General features: G+C 37.1%; 21 protein-coding genes. All 21 read left to right on the top strand.

All coding sequences use genetic code 11. From position 1 onward, the window contains the following. The first annotated feature begins 20 nt into the window (after nucleotides 1–20). The 21 genes from ssb to RUH95_RS15800 all read left to right on the top strand — a co-directional run bounded on the left by ssb (nucleotide 21) and on the right by RUH95_RS15800 (nucleotide 14,616). Nucleotides 21–494 (top strand): single-stranded DNA-binding protein, encoded by a 474-nt coding sequence (ssb, locus tag RUH95_RS15900; RefSeq protein ID WP_313893877.1) that lies wholly within the window; start codon nucleotides 21–23, stop codon nucleotides 492–494. A gap of 69 nt (nucleotides 495–563) precedes the next feature. Continuing rightward, nucleotides 564–758: an XtrA/YqaO family protein gene (locus RUH95_RS15895; RefSeq protein WP_313893876.1), complete on the top strand. Its 195-nt coding sequence runs from the start codon at nucleotides 564–566 to the stop codon at nucleotides 756–758. Then, nucleotides 755–1,465 carry a hypothetical protein gene (locus RUH95_RS15890; protein WP_313893875.1) on the top strand — a complete coding sequence of 237 codons (711 nt, stop codon included), beginning with the start codon at nucleotides 755–757 and terminating at the stop codon, nucleotides 1,463–1,465. The genes RUH95_RS15895 and RUH95_RS15890 overlap by 4 nt, the downstream gene beginning before the upstream one ends. A 262-nt stretch (nucleotides 1,466–1,727) precedes the next feature. Beyond that, nucleotides 1,728–2,741 (top strand): HNH endonuclease, encoded by a 1,014-nt coding sequence (locus RUH95_RS15885; protein ID WP_313893874.1) that lies wholly within the window; start codon nucleotides 1,728–1,730, stop codon nucleotides 2,739–2,741. A 130-nt stretch (nucleotides 2,742–2,871) separates the two neighbouring features. Continuing rightward, nucleotides 2,872–3,159 (top strand): hypothetical protein, encoded by a 288-nt coding sequence (locus RUH95_RS15880; protein WP_313893873.1) that lies wholly within the window; start codon nucleotides 2,872–2,874, stop codon nucleotides 3,157–3,159. A gap of 103 nt (nucleotides 3,160–3,262) precedes the next feature. Continuing rightward, nucleotides 3,263–3,454 carry a hypothetical protein gene (locus RUH95_RS15875; RefSeq protein WP_313893872.1) on the top strand — a complete coding sequence of 64 codons (192 nt, stop codon included), beginning with the start codon at nucleotides 3,263–3,265 and terminating at the stop codon, nucleotides 3,452–3,454. A 12-nt stretch (nucleotides 3,455–3,466) separates the two neighbouring features. After that, nucleotides 3,467–3,928, top strand: a complete 462-nt coding sequence (locus tag RUH95_RS15870) for a sigma-70 family RNA polymerase sigma factor (RefSeq protein WP_313893871.1) — start codon at nucleotides 3,467–3,469, stop codon at nucleotides 3,926–3,928. Between the two features lie 281 nt (nucleotides 3,929–4,209). Then, nucleotides 4,210–4,569 (top strand): hypothetical protein, encoded by a 360-nt coding sequence (locus RUH95_RS15865; protein WP_313893870.1) that lies wholly within the window; start codon nucleotides 4,210–4,212, stop codon nucleotides 4,567–4,569. 113 nt (nucleotides 4,570–4,682) lie between these two features. Further along, nucleotides 4,683–5,546 (top strand): terminase small subunit, encoded by an 864-nt coding sequence (locus tag RUH95_RS15860; RefSeq protein ID WP_313893869.1) that lies wholly within the window; start codon nucleotides 4,683–4,685, stop codon nucleotides 5,544–5,546. Continuing rightward, nucleotides 5,527–6,987 carry a phage terminase large subunit gene (gene terL, locus RUH95_RS15855; protein ID WP_313893868.1) on the top strand — a complete coding sequence of 487 codons (1,461 nt, stop codon included), beginning with the start codon at nucleotides 5,527–5,529 and terminating at the stop codon, nucleotides 6,985–6,987. Before RUH95_RS15860 ends, terL begins: the two co-directional genes overlap by 20 nt. Further along, a complete protein-coding gene (locus tag RUH95_RS15850) occupies nucleotides 6,988–8,331 on the top strand; it encodes an anti-CBASS protein Acb1 family protein (protein ID WP_313893867.1) in 1,344 nt (447 codons plus the stop codon). Continuing rightward, nucleotides 8,264–9,112, top strand: coding sequence for a phage head morphogenesis protein (locus RUH95_RS15845; protein ID WP_313893866.1), 849 nt, complete (start codon nucleotides 8,264–8,266; stop codon nucleotides 9,110–9,112). Before RUH95_RS15850 ends, RUH95_RS15845 begins: the two co-directional genes overlap by 68 nt. Nucleotides 9,113–9,146: 34 nt before the next feature. After that, entirely contained in the window at nucleotides 9,147–10,241 is a 1,095-nt protein-coding gene (locus tag RUH95_RS15840) for a DUF2213 domain-containing protein (RefSeq protein WP_313893865.1), read from the top strand. Then, nucleotides 10,241–10,693, top strand: a complete 453-nt coding sequence (locus RUH95_RS15835) for a structural cement protein Gp24 (protein WP_313893864.1) — start codon at nucleotides 10,241–10,243, stop codon at nucleotides 10,691–10,693. Before RUH95_RS15840 ends, RUH95_RS15835 begins: the two co-directional genes overlap by 1 nt. A gap of 15 nt (nucleotides 10,694–10,708) precedes the next feature. Continuing rightward, nucleotides 10,709–11,614 (top strand): DUF2184 domain-containing protein, encoded by a 906-nt coding sequence (locus tag RUH95_RS15830; RefSeq protein WP_313893863.1) that lies wholly within the window; start codon nucleotides 10,709–10,711, stop codon nucleotides 11,612–11,614. 12 nt (nucleotides 11,615–11,626) lie between these two features. Then, nucleotides 11,627–11,938 (top strand): hypothetical protein, encoded by a 312-nt coding sequence (locus RUH95_RS15825; RefSeq protein ID WP_313893862.1) that lies wholly within the window; start codon nucleotides 11,627–11,629, stop codon nucleotides 11,936–11,938. A gap of 13 nt (nucleotides 11,939–11,951) precedes the next feature. Further along, nucleotides 11,952–12,305 carry a DUF4054 domain-containing protein gene (locus tag RUH95_RS15820; protein ID WP_313893861.1) on the top strand — a complete coding sequence of 118 codons (354 nt, stop codon included), beginning with the start codon at nucleotides 11,952–11,954 and terminating at the stop codon, nucleotides 12,303–12,305. Nucleotide 12,306: 1 nt separating this feature from the next. Continuing rightward, nucleotides 12,307–12,783 carry a hypothetical protein gene (locus tag RUH95_RS15815; RefSeq protein WP_313893860.1) on the top strand — a complete coding sequence of 159 codons (477 nt, stop codon included), beginning with the start codon at nucleotides 12,307–12,309 and terminating at the stop codon, nucleotides 12,781–12,783. Next, a complete protein-coding gene (locus RUH95_RS15810; protein WP_313893859.1) occupies nucleotides 12,776–13,132 on the top strand; it encodes a hypothetical protein in 357 nt (118 codons plus the stop codon). Before RUH95_RS15815 ends, RUH95_RS15810 begins: the two co-directional genes overlap by 8 nt. After that, nucleotides 13,125–13,592 (top strand): phage neck terminator protein, encoded by a 468-nt coding sequence (locus RUH95_RS15805; RefSeq protein WP_313893858.1) that lies wholly within the window; start codon nucleotides 13,125–13,127, stop codon nucleotides 13,590–13,592. Before RUH95_RS15810 ends, RUH95_RS15805 begins: the two co-directional genes overlap by 8 nt. A gap of 10 nt (nucleotides 13,593–13,602) precedes the next feature. Further along, a complete protein-coding gene (locus RUH95_RS15800) occupies nucleotides 13,603–14,616 on the top strand; it encodes a DUF3383 family protein (RefSeq protein WP_313893857.1) in 1,014 nt (337 codons plus the stop codon). Nucleotide 14,617 lies beyond the last annotated feature (1 nt).

The raw sequence follows: 14,617 nt of genomic DNA, 5'->3' as shown, positions 1-14,617 counted from the left end.
ATTTGTAAAGGAGTGAATAAATGATTAACCGTGTCGTATTAGTTGGGAGATTAACAAAGGATCCAGAATTAAAATACACGCCTTCAGGAATAGCGAAGGCAAGATTTACATTAGCAGTAAATCGAACGTTCAAAAATGAAAATGGTGAGCAACAAGCGGATTTTATAAATATCATCGTCTGGAGAAAGCAAGCGGAAAACACGGCGAACTTTTTGAAAAAAGGAAGTTTAGCAGGTGTGGAAGGAAGAATTCAAACGGGTAGTTATGAAGGCCAAGATGGAAAACGTGTTTATACAACGGATGTAGTTGCAGATAGCGTGCAGTTTTTAGAACCTCGAAGTAGCTCAGGAGAGCGTGGTCAACAGCAGCAAGAAAGTTCAACATATCAGCAGAACCAACCAACGAATCAACAAAATTACACTCGAGTTGATGAAGATCCATTTACAAACAGCAGCGGACCAATCGAAGTATCAAACGATGACCTACCATTCTAAATAAAAAAAGACAGGACTCCTCCTGTCTCGCACAACTCAATATTACCACATTGGAGGGGTCTTGGCTTTATGGAAGATTTAAAAATAGATACTAGTACAATGCAGCTAACAGTTGATATAATGGATATACCTACCAGTTGTGTGATTGTGATTTGTGACGGCAAAGCAAAACTCAGAGAACTTCCGACACATGGGGAATATAAGATCGTGACGCATCAAGGGAAAGTTAAAAGGATGCGGACGGAACAGGGGGAAGAGTTTTGAGTGAAAGAAAGATTGAGAGAAATGTATTGTATTCTATCATTTTTGTACTAATATTTGTTCTTTACATTTTAATTTCAGGAATAATTAATTCAATTTTTGAATTTAATTTTTACATTGGCTTTAAAAGGTCTTTTTGGGGTCCTGCATCCACATTTCTAGGTGCGCTTTTGGGGGCTGGGATAACCGGCTTATTAGCTGTTCGAATAAATCAGAAAGAAACTCAAAGGTTAAGAAATATGGAGAGTGAAAAAGGAAATAAAGTATTACGAGTTCTAAATCACTATTCTAAAAATCTTTTTGATGAATTGGAATCAATTTTATTTGCAGAAAACAGTATTAATATTATAAGAGATCCTATGCAAGACGTTCCAATTATTGAAGTTAATGAAGATGAATATGGACCAGCTTATTTTCCTGATGATGAAATCATGGAATATAATAGATTAATTAAACCATTAATTGATGCAAGAAGAACTTCTGCTCAAAATTTCATAGAAGAGTATAGAAAATTTCGTGAAATCAATACAGATAATCTAAATTACGATTTATTGGACAAGTATTTATGGTTAATAAGTGAATTTAAACTATTTGTATTACCTGTTATAAACGAAATAAAGGAAAAGAGTTATCGGAGAATAAAAGAACATGAAAAAGAAAAAATTCAATTTATTTTTCATGAACTTTCTGAGTTCACAAAAGTAGTGTAGTCTCTATGTAAAAACAGAGGAACATGATTGAGTATTATTGGCTCTCAGGCCTTGTATTTTGAGAGAAAAGCTAATTTGGAGACCTTCCTCCGAATGGGATATAAAGATAGATATAGTGATAGTTACCCACCAAGGTAGGATTAATCGTATGCGGAAGGAAGATGAAGAACAGTTTTGAAAGCTACTTTTATAGCTTTCCTTGTATTCTAAAGCATCCACAAATTAAAATTGGTAAGGATCGAATTAAAAAGGGGTTATTAAAATGGCATGGTATCTTGTTCCAGCAGGTTCAAAAAAAAATACAGAAGCAGCGAGAAATAGAAAAAATACATTGGAAAATAAATACTTTATTGCTCCACTTATGACTGAGTTAGAAGATGAGATTCAAAGAATTCTGAGATTTGCAGAACAAGATGAATATGTATACATATGGGGAGCTAAGACTGGGCCTAGTAATGAAAGAACTTGGTCGAAATTAACCCAGGGTGATAAGGTAATATTTTATGCCGAAGAGTCGTTTGCATACTTAGGCGTTATATTAGCAACTACAAGAAACAGAGAAATTGCTGAAAAGATTTGGCCATCTGATACCACTAACTTTGAATTTATATACTTTATGACTGATGTACAGAGAATTGATATAAGTGCTGAGGCTTTTAACGCGGAATTTGGTTATCCAAAAGGCCCCCAAGGTTTTCAACCTATTGCTCTTCAAAGAATAGAAGTTGTCTCTAATAAGTTTGGTTCTATAGAACAATCTATTGAATACATGGCCAACAAAAGACTAGAAATCTCAGAGATAAATTTAATTACAGCAAAAGAAGAAGCTGGATTTCAAGATGAAGTAGATAATCACATAATAAATAAGGTCATAGAAGATAATTTACCAAGGGAAATTCCTCCCAAAACAAACACGGGGAACAAGAATGGACAAAATAAAAGAGATCCTGAAAGAGCTAAATCTGCCATAATACTAAATGATTATAAATGTGAATTTAATTTAGAACATGTAACGTTTATTAATAGAAAAGGAATGCCCTATATGGAAGCTCATCATCTTGTGCCTATGTCAGCACAAAAAAATTACTCTTACTCTTTAGACGTAACCGTTAATATTGTATCGTTGTGCCCTAATTGTCATAGGGCAATACATTTGGGCAACTCTGCAGTTAAAGAAAGAATAATTAAGGAAATATTTACTAAAGATAGGAAAAGGAATTTAAAAAAATGTGGAATTAATACCACAATTGATGAATTAATCTTAAAATACACATGATACTTTAAAGTCCCACCGTCCATCTTTACGGTGAGTGGAATCTAAAGTACTTCTTAATAGATAGAGAATATAAGATTGTTATGTATCAAGGGAAAGTTAATAGGATGCGGACTGATAAGGAGGAAGAGTTTTGAATGGGACAGATATCAAGTCATATGAAAGTGACCAAGGTTTAATAGTAAAAGCAAAAGTAAAGCGATATAAGAACGATGAAAAAATTTCAGACTACACAATAACAATTGGCACTGAATTAGTGGTTAAACCGATGAATAAACAAAAGATAAAGCATAGAGATAGAAAGATTAAAGTCATTAGTTTTAATTTTAGTAAAGACTATGGACAAAGAGTTAATGTGATATTTCTAGATAATAACAGAAGAGGGATAATAGAGATAAGTGATCTAGATACTTTTGAATAAATAAAGTTCTACCAGCCAACTGGAGGACAACAAACGATTGCAGCAACAGCTGTGTCATTTGTTGTCCTCTTTTTTTATTTCATTTTTTGAGGGAGAGATGGGAATGAGAGCGATTCAAACAGAGCTAGTCAAAAAAGGTTTTTCAGATGTCCTAAAACAAGAAATAGACAAAGAGAATAGTAAGGCAAGCAAACGAGTAAAAGAACATCTAACACGTAGGGAAATTGAAGAATTGATGGGGTGCAATCGTCAAACATACAAACGTGTTGGTGGCGCGGTTCGAAATAAACGATAGGAGGAATTTGAAATGTCAGATAAACAATTAGATATTGCTCGATTAGTTACAGACTACAGAATGATGAAAGCGGAAATAAAAAGGCTGCAATCAATCATCTATGGCTTTTCAATTCCAATGACCAACTGGGGAGTGGCTCAATACGGACTAGATGCAGCTATGCCGAAAGGATCGTCAGGTAAAAGTGTAGCAGAAATGAAACAAATGGATATTCGAGAAAAGAAACAAAGAGAACGTTTAGAACGGATGGAATGCATAGTTTTCGCACTAGAAAGTGTATTTGACATTTTAGAAGATGAAACTTCTAAGACTATATACGACTGCTTACTAGATGGCTTAACGCATAGAGATATAGCGGCTCATTTAACAACATCCAAGGACTTTGTGCGAATCAAGAAACAAGAGATTTTTCGCCAGATTAGCCAAAATAGCCAAATCCTAACCTATTTGCAAAAAGAAAAAATTGCGGTGTAAACTGGAAGGAGGGTCGGCTAGGTAGGTTCTCTTGCGCAGGAAAATATTAGCGTGTTTGCCATCTTCGACGGCAGTGTGAAAATATTAGGTAATATTGTTCAGTAATTCTACTTTTCTATGACGAAAATAGTCGTAGGAGGTGATAAAAAAATGGATGGTAATTTAAGGAGATTGTACGACTATAATAAAATAAAAAAGTTTTTCAAGTTTGCAAGAAATATCGATATTTATGATGACCATACTATGTCCTACTATGTAAAAAAAATACAGAAGAATTGACCGTGCCTGAACTTGAAATCATGATGGAAACGGTTAAAGAAGTTATTGAAAATGGTAAATCAATTCAATCAATATTTTTTAATACTATTAACGGATTATTTACACTTGTTGCAATGATGGTTGCTTCTTATATTGCAGGTTACGTACTTTTAACTGGCGTATTAATTGAGGTGAATGCAGAAGGAGCAGTAGAGTATATTCAAAAGCTTATGACTGGCGTTACTCTATTAGGTCTAACATACATTCTAATTCTATTAAGTTATTTTTACTTGAAAAACAAACTAGATAAATTCAGAAGTATATTATACGAAATTATCAAAATTACAATACATATAAAAAATAATAATTTATATCGTTCTTAAATGAATTATTAAGGTCACATCTAACTGGTGTGGCTTTTTATATGTCATAAAAAGCAAATAGCATAATGAGGTGATTGAGAATAAATAAGTACCTGGAGGTGGTGTTATGTTAGGTGGCTGAGAAATATGAACTGGCTGAGAAAGATTATAGAGCCGGTATGAAATATAAAGATATTGCTGCTAAGTATGATGTAAGTCTTAATACAGTTAAGTCTTGGAAACAACGTAAATGGAGCGATAAGGATGAGGATGTATCTAAAAAAAGTGTGCACACAAAACAAAAAAGGGTGCATACAAAAAAAGATACTAAAGAGCCTGTTGTTGAGTCGGATGAACTGACTGAAAAACAACGGCTTTTTTGTATTTACTACATTAAGTATTTCAATGCTACAAAGGCTTATCAGAAGGCTTATCAGTGTAATTATGTGACTGCGAATGTCAACGGAAGTAGGTTGCTAGTAAATGCTAGTATTCAGAATGAAATAGACAGAATGAAAACAGAACAAACAACAGAGCTGAAACTAGATGTCAGAGATGTGATTCAGAAATACATTGATATCGCCTTTTCAGACATAACGGACTTTGTTGGATTTGGATCAGAAGAAGTCGTTGCTAGAAATGAACTTGGCATTGCAATGACGGACGATGACGGTAAAGAGATAACTTACACTCATAACTTTGTTAACTTTAAGAATGCTGATGAAGTAGACGGAACTATACTAACTGAAGTAAAAAAGGGTAAAGATGGTGTTTCTGTAAAACTTGCTGATAAGATGGCAGCTTTAAATATGCTGGCTAAGTATACTGATCTATTAAGTGAACGCGAGTTAAAACAATTACGTGAAGAGAAGATAAAAGTAGACATCGCAAAAACTCGTTCTGAAACTAAAGGAACAGGTAGTGCAAATATAAATGTTGTGGACTTTAGTAATTTAAGTACAGAGGAGTTGAGAGCCATTGCCAACTCTAAACGATGAACAACTTAAGGCATTAGCTCATGAAGCCGAAAAAGAGCTCTCCCGTCGTTATTATCGTGATTACGTAGAGTATGCTCATAATGGTCATTACTCACATTTTAGACATACAGAATTAATATGCGAGCCTCTTCAAAGAATTGCGGATGGCGAACAATTATTTGTATTAATTGAATTGCCCCCAAGGCACGGGAAGTCAATGACGGTAACTGAAACATTCCCTAGTTACTATCTAGGTCGTAATCCAGACAAACGAGTGATAGCTGCTGCATACTCTGATGGACTTGCTACTAAGTTCGGTCGTTTGAACCGTAATAAATTCTATGAGTTTTCTCAAGAACTATTTGATGTTCAACTATCTGAATCGAATGCAGCTACTAAAGACTGGGGAGTTGAGGATAGACGAGGTGGCATGATTGCTACTGGTATTGGTGGTTCAATTACCGGTCAAGGTGCTGATTTAATGATTATCGATGATCCTATCAAAAACATGAAGGAAGCTAGCTCCCAAACTATACGCGATAACATATGGGATGAATGGGAAGCAACGCTCTCTACTCGTTTACATGATGGGGCATCTGTAATAGTCATAATGACTAGGTGGCATGAGGACGATCTAATTGGTCGTTTACTTGCTCGTAGTCCTCGTAAATGGATTCGTTTGCGGTTGCCGGCTATAGCAGAGGATGAAGATGACCTACTTGGTAGAAAAGCTGGCGAACCTCTTTGTTCAGAACTTGGATTCGATGAAAAGTGGGCAGAAGAGAAAAAAGCCGAAGTTGGTACACGTACCTGGGCTTCACTCTATCAGCAAAGACCTGCACCTGCTGGAGGTAACATCTTCAAACGTGAATGGTTCAAATATTACATTCGTACTCATGAACAAAAGCTAGAATGGGGCTTGAGTGATGATGTCATGGTATTGCCTGTACACTTCGATAAGCTTGCTCAATCATGGGATTGTACGTTCAAAGATTCCGAAACGAGTGACTTTGTAGCCGGTGGAGTTTGGGGACGTAAGAATGCACAGTATTTCTTGTTTGACATTGACCACAGAAAAATGGGTTTTGCCGACACCATGAAAGCGATTCGTGCTATGTCTGATAAATGGCCAAAAGCGAGAAGTAAATATATAGAGGATAAAGCGAACGGTACTGCTATCATCGAAATGTTGAAAGATGAAATCAGTGGTATTGTTCCCGTTAATCCAGACGGTGGTAAGGAGGCTCGTGCTAATGCGGTGTCTCCTCTTTTTGAGGCTGGAAATGTTTATTTACCACATCCTAACATGTGCCCTTGGGTCAATGACGTCATAGAGGAATTAGTAAGCTTCCCGAATGCAGCACATGATGACTTGGTGGATATGACAACACAAGCATTGAATCAACTCTATACAAATAATTCAAATCCTTTGGATCGATATAAAAATCTATTAGGAAAGTAGGTGAATAAACTGAAAACAATTGATCAAGCGAAAGAAATACGTAATGACTTTATGCAGGGTAATGGTAAAGCGAACAGTCGTGATAAATTAACACGTCAGGTAGCTGGTGTTCATCGCAAACTTTCGCATGATGAGATCACTAATCTATATGCCGATAGCCGTATAGTGCAAAATATCATTGATATTCCAGCAGAGGACATGACAAGAAATTGGTTCACTTTACGCATGAAAGACGAGCAATTAGCACGTGACATTATGAGCAAGTTAGCTGATTTAAAAGCAAAGAAGGCTTTTAAAGACATGATCACATATGAACGCTTGCGTGGAGATGGATTTATCAGTTTAGGGGTAACGCAAGCAACGAAGTTCGATTTAAAGGATACCCTAGATGTAAATAAACTTTATTCGGTCGATTATTTACACGCATTTAGTAGCATGAAGGTCAATGAGTTCCTTATCAATGAGGATGTATTCGATATTAAGTATGGTCAGCTCGAAGAACTGCGGATTAATCGTGCTTCTGGCCATGGGTTGCAGACGCAAACAACAGAATCGGCCGTGCATGTATCACGCTTACTCCATAGCCAAACAAGGCGAATGGAAGGGGAATTTCAAGGACCATCTTTATTGGAGCCGTTATATGACATTTTGACTGTTTTTGACACATCTGTATGGAGTGTTGGGCAAATTTTGCATGATTTTACATTCAAGGTGTATAAATCGAAGGACATCGAAAACTTAACCTCACAAGATAAACAGCAACTTTCTATGATTATGGATTACATGTTTCGTACAGAAGCTCTTGCAATGATTGCGGAAGGTGAAGATCTAACAAAACAGAGTACATCGGTTTCGGGTATTAAAGATCTACTCGATTTTGTTTGGGACTTATTAGCTGGTGCTGCACGTATGCCGAAAACCGTTATTAAAGGGCAAGAGGCAGGTACAATCACAGGGGCTCAGTATGATGTAATGAACTATTACTCTCGAATTGTTGCGGACCAAGAGAACGAGATGAAACCACATTTAGAAAAGCTTATTAGGATGTTGATGCTCTCTGAAAAAGAACTAGGTGGCCGCATAGATCCCGAATCAATGGAATGGGAGATTCAATTCAATCCTTTGTGGAGTGTAGATGCTAAGACCGATGCGGAAATTCGTAAACTTACAGCAGAGACTGATCAAATTTATTTAGTAAATGGTATTATCACAACTGATGAAATTCGAGAAGCGCGCTTTGGCCAGTTTGGCTTATCCAGTGAAATGAAATTTAGTGGTGACGAAGCAGACTTTAAGAGAATGGCAGATGAAGTCTATCGAAGTTGGCGTGATTCAAATGGCTAAGAAAATACCAATTACACGGTTCCCTGATGCTGCAACAGTCACCTACAGTCGTGCATTGAGGAAGATGGTAGGTGAGTTAGGCGATGAGACAATTGCTCTATTTGAAAAGTACATTGAGCCAGAACTAGCAATAAGACAGGACAGTCAGGAATTTAGTAATGACGGATTGTTTGATAGTTTAAAGAAAATGCTCAAGTCCTTAAAAAATAAAGCAAAAAAAGTTTTTGCTCCTGGTAAGAACGAGCGTGTGGCACAAACTTTTATTAATAGTGTTAATCGATTCAACAGACATAATTTAGAACAACAAATGAGGGTTAAAGAGATTAACCTTGCAACAAACGAAACATGGCTTCCTTCGTTCCTTAAATCCAAGATAAAAGATAATGTTGGTTACATTGAAACCATTGAAGTTGAATATTTTGCGGACATTGAAGAAATAGTCAACGCAGGCGTTGAAAAAGGATCTTCTATCAAAGAAATACGCCAACAATTAATGGCCCGTGTAGAAGTAACACAGAACCGGGCGCAATTTATTGCGATAGATCAAGCGGGATCTATTTTAGGTCAAATGACAGCTAAACGTCACCAAAACATTGGGATTGAGAGATTTAAATGGTTAACATCGAAAGATGAACGTGTACGAGAAACACATAAAGAATTGAATAATGAAGTATTCCCATACAGTGATCCACCAGAGGTTAACGGCAGAATTGTAATACCTGGCGAGGATTATCGTTGTCGGTGTGTAGCCATTCCTGTATTTGATGATGAAGATGAGTAACCTATTATGAAAGGCCTAGAGAGGAGGTGGAAACTTGAGGTTACAACGCTATGATAAATCGTATATAAAAGATTATGGAGAAACACCAGAAGGTTACTTGACTGTACAGGTCCCAATAACTCGTCCTGGTGTTTTTCCGTATCAGCGTCAAGATGGAACTGTTCAAATGGAAGTTAAGTTGCCGGATGAAATATTTAACGACAGAACTATTCGTTCTGCGCGATCTAAACCTGTGACAGATGAACATCCAAATGAACCAGTGACTATCGAGAACTATCAGAGTTACGCAAAGGGCATGAGTCATACAGACGCACGAGTAGAGGATTTAAAACTTTATGTCTCGTTGACAATAACCGATAAGGACCTTATTCAAAAGGTTTATGATGGCAAGCGTGAAATAAGCATCGGTTTCTTGTCTGATGTAGTTGCAGAACAAGGCACTTACAACGGGCAAACCTATGATTATGCTCAAAGAAATATCGAAATTAATCATATTGCAATCGTAGATCAAGGTCGAGCAGGTCCAGAAGTGGCTATTCGTTCGGATAGTGACGCATGGCAAATTGAAGATAAAAATAAGGGAGGGCATACAATGCCGACATATAAGATTGACGGAAAAGATTATGAAGTAGATTCAGCAGTAAAATCATTTTTAGAAGCACAAGCAGCTAAACTAGAAGCTGCACAAACAAAGGCGGCTAGCTTAGATGCGCTACAAGGTCGTCATGATGCTTTAGAAACAAAGTTAGAGAACACCGAGAAAGAACTAAAAACAGCAAAAGAAAGTCAGTTTTCTGCAGATGAATTAGATAAAAAAGTAGAAGAACGTGTCGCTTTAATTAGCACATCTACACCACTGTTAGGCGATTCATTCGATTTCACAGGTAAAACAGATCGTGAAATTAAAGAGGCTGTTATCGCTACAACTAAAGAAGAATTTAAGGGTGATGGTAAGTCAGATGACTATATCAACGCCTTTTTTGATGCAACGGTTGAGCAAGTTCAATCAACTGGATTTTCTTCAACAGGTGTAAATAATGCATTCACTGGTGATGCAAAAGCCAATGAAAAGGAAATTGAAGAAATGAAAAATAAGCGCTTAAATATGCGTAATAAGGAGGAAAAATAATGCCTATTACAAATTATCCTGATTACATGTCGCCAGCGGGGAAAGCTGGTCAATTAGCAAATTATCAAAGTTATACTGCTGACACGTATGCGGTAGAAGCTAAAGTTCCATTCGGTGCTGCAGTTCAATTAAACGTAACAGGTACTGCAATTAAACCTATTGATACTGGTGGTGCAGTTATTGGTATCGCATTAGCTCAAAACATTCACGATTGGGTGGAAAAGAAAGACGACCAGAACTATCCAGTAGGAGAACCTGCTGCAATCGTTAAGCGTGGTCGCATTTTTGTTGTTGCTGGTGGGGATGTAATTAATGGCCAAGCCGTTAAAGTGGACCCCGCTACGCAAAAGTTTGTTGCATCTGGTGCTTCTGTAATTGATGTATCAAACGCAGTATTTAAAAGTAATGCAACAGCGGATCAATTAGTAGAAATCGAAATTAACTTACCTTAAGGGAGGAAAACAAATATGACGCAACAACAACGTATGGACGCATTGATTCGTCCACAAGATCTAAACGCAATCGATAAGCGAGTATACGAACCGCATGCTTCCGAACTGAAAGCACGCTCAGTTTTCGCATTAAAAACAGATATTCCAGCAGGAGCAAAGACATACAGCTATGACGTTATGACTCGCTCTGGTGCTGCTAAAATCTTAGCTCCAGGAGCTACAGATGTACCGTTAGTAGATGCGGATTTAAGGGAAGAAACAGTGAAGATTTATTCTATTGCTGCAGCTTTCAATATTTCTGTCCAAGAAGTACGTGAAGCTCAAATGGCCGGTCGTCCTATCGAAGTAACCAAAGCTGATACTGTTCGCAAAGCCATTGCAGAAAAAGAAAATAAAATTGCCTTTTCAGGTGACAAAGAACACAGTATTAAAAGTTTAACTGATTCAGTGGGAATTCAAGTTTACGCAACGCCACAAAATGCAGGTTCTACGTCTACTAAATGGGCAGACAAAACTGGTGAGGAAATTGTTGATGATCTTATTGAAGCAAAAAGTAAAGTAGATCTATTAAACGGACATGAAGCTGACACGTTGCTTTTAACTCCTGATGCTAAGAAGCAACTGCAGAAGAAAGTGTTTAACGAATTCACCAAACAAACAGCGTTACAGTATATCCAATCAGAAAACATGTTTGCTCGTATTGAAACAATTAACGACCTTAAGAAAAAAGGTCTAGCTAGTTCAGATTGCTTTGTTGTATTTGACTCTTCGCCTGATGTCGTGCAGTTAGGTATTCCGATGGATATTGTGCGCCACCCACAAGAGTACGCTTTCCCGAATACGAAAGTACCGTTTGAAGAACGTACAACAGGTTTAATTGTTCGTTATCCTATGGCAATTTGCCGAGCAGACGGAATTTAAGGAGGGAATCACATGTTAGTACAAAATAAAGGCAATCATTCATATCAAGCTAATGGTTTAACACTTATTCCAGGAACAAATAAGGTAGATGAGCAGGACTTCGAGAAGTTTATTGCACACCCATTGATGGCTCATTTAGATCAAAAAGGAGAATTTGTGTACGACAAAGAAAAATCAAAGCCAAATGCTAAAGAAGCCATCGCTATGATTGAAGATGCGTTTGACGTAGACATGTTAAAAGCGTTGAAAGAAGATGAGGACCGCAAAACGGTTGTGGATGCTATCGACAAGCGCATCGAAGAGCTTTCTAATCCCGAAAAATAAGGGAGTGAACTAAATGTTAACAACGATTGAACGTGTAAAATCAATGGGGAATGAATTTACTTCCATTCCAGATGAACGTTTAACGATATTTATTGAGGATGCTTCGTTGGAAGTGTCCTCTTTGCCATTTACTGTACCAGATACGTATAAAGAAAGATTGGCTAGATATTTAACAGCTCACTTAACAACAGCGAATAATAAACAAGTTGTTCGTGAGAAAGTAGACGTTATCGAACGTCAGTATAGTGATCCAAATAAGCTTGAGGGCATTTTTTCTACACGTTATGGGCAAGAATATCAGAGAATGGTAGAGTGCTTAGAAGAACAGTTAAAACCAAAGAAATCAATCAACTTGGTGGTGCTCTAATATGGCTAGAGTAAACATACGGATAACTGACAGGAATAGAATCCCTCTGTTAACAATGAGTTTAAGAGAGTTGAAGAGATATTCTGTAGAAGTTGGTGTATTTGCCGATGAGGATTCGCATTATGCCATGATTGCAAGTGTTCATGAATTTGGAGTGACGATTCAAAAACGAAATAGCTCTATTATTATTCCTGAGCGTTCATTTTTAAGGACTACTTTTGACGAAAAAGAAGCAGACTGGGTTCAATTCGCCAAAAGGCAGCTAAAAAATGTTCTCGACTTTAAAATAGATGCCCGCACACTTTACGAACGGCTGGGTGCTCGTATGGTAGGCGATATACAAGAAAAAATTACTGATCTTGATGCGCCCCCAAATGCAATCTCTACCATTCAGAAAAAGGGTTCTAGTAATCCATTAATTGACGACGGTGGCTTGCGCAGACGAATCACTTACAGGGTGGTGGAACGTAATGCCTGAAATAATGATTTTTAAAGAAGTTATTGAGGAAAATGGCCTTCCGTTCACAGTGTTTATTAAAAATGAAGGGCAACATATTGATGGGAAATGGGTTACTGGTATACCTATAAAGAAACCAATGACTGGCGTTATATTGCCATTAAATAATGATGATATTAAATATATCGAAAGCGGTACTTACACAGTCAAAGAAAAGAAGTTGTTCACAACGAAGCCTATCGAAATAGGAACACAAATAGAATATAAAGAAGATATATATACCTTACAGGCTTTTAAGGATTACTCAGAGTATACAGATGTTCATATTTATTTGATGAGGTGGCGTGAAGGAGTGGACTTACTTGATTAAATATGATGACATATGGATTCCATTACAAAGAGGATTATCTGCTTATACAGGTATTCAAGTAATTCAAGCTGAAAGCGTAGGGAAACAGCCGAAATATCCTTTTTTCTCTATAAAAAAGACTACAATAGGGCAAAATGTCGGACATGTAGCAGAATCTTTGATGGGTAATGTGAAAACAATTGAGCAGGATGTAGAATCTGTATTTTCAATCACTTGCAATGCAGTGACAATAGAAGATGCAGAAGACTATACACATAAAGCCCGTGCTTATTTCTTAGGGCGTGGACATATAGAATTATCAGATGCAAACATCACTGTAGTTGACGTATTAAACGCAACGAATCGTGATGTTTTTTTAACTGTTGATTATGAAAGAAGGTGCGGCTTCGATATCCGATTACGTGTCCGAGGTCAAGCAACGTATGAAATAGAAGTAATCGAGAATGTAATAATTAATTAGGAGGGGTAATATGCCACTACAAGATGTAACGGTCATTATTGACATTAAGAAGCCGTCGGCACTTATAGGACTTGGTACGCCGCTTATATTAGCAAATAAAGCTGGTGCAAGTACTTATAAGGAATATCTAGATTTAGAAAGCATTAAAACGGCATTCGGAGACACATCAGATGCTTATAAACTAGCAAAGAAAGTATTTGATCAAGGGGATTATCGACCTCAAAAAGTCGCAATAGCTACGTATGATTTAGCAGCTTCTCCTACAGTTATTAAAGCAGTAGATACCCTAGAAGAATACTTCTACAACGATTGGTACTTTGTGATGTTGGATACTGGAGTTGTTGCTGATTACAAAGCTATAAGTGATGTAGTTGAAGAAAAAGCTCTTAAAATTGCGGCGCATGTGTTAAGTGATCCGGCTGATTTAGCGACACTTGCGGCCGGCAAGTATGATCGTACATTTGTATTTGAACATAACAAGCCAGAAGAGTTGCCTCATGCTGCGATAATTGGTCGAGTAGGATCTCGTCCAGTCGGTAGCCTTACATGGAAATTTAAGACGCTTAAATTTGTAACGTCACGAGATTTAACAGCGACGGAATTAAATGATATTCATACAGCTGGAGCAATAGCTTATGTTACGAAAGCAGGGATTGATCAAACATCAGAAGGTAAAATGCTTAGCGGTGAATTTATCGATGTTATCCATGGTAAAGATTGGGTGAAACTCAACATTGAACAGCAAGTGCAATATCTACTTTCGACTAATCCAAAAATTCCTTATACAGATAGTGGAATCGCTCAAATTGAAGGAGCTGTTCGTACAGTTCTTGAAATAGCTGGACAGAACGGTATTATCGCCACAGATGATGCAGGGCAATATCTGTATACGATTACTGCAAAAGGTCGAAATGAAGTTTTAGCTTCTGACCGTGCAGGACGTAAATATAATGGTTTGTCATTTAGTTTTGAGCTTGCTGGAGCTATCCACGAAGCAAAAATAAACGGTGAAATTTTAGTATAAG

Origin of the sequence: Psychrobacillus sp. (genome assembly GCF_032154225.1) — a bacterium.
Classification (GTDB): Bacteria; Bacillota; Bacilli; order Bacillales_A; family Planococcaceae; genus Psychrobacillus.
Note: the sequence above shows the minus strand (reverse complement) of the source record. Positions and strands in the feature narration are given on the sequence as shown.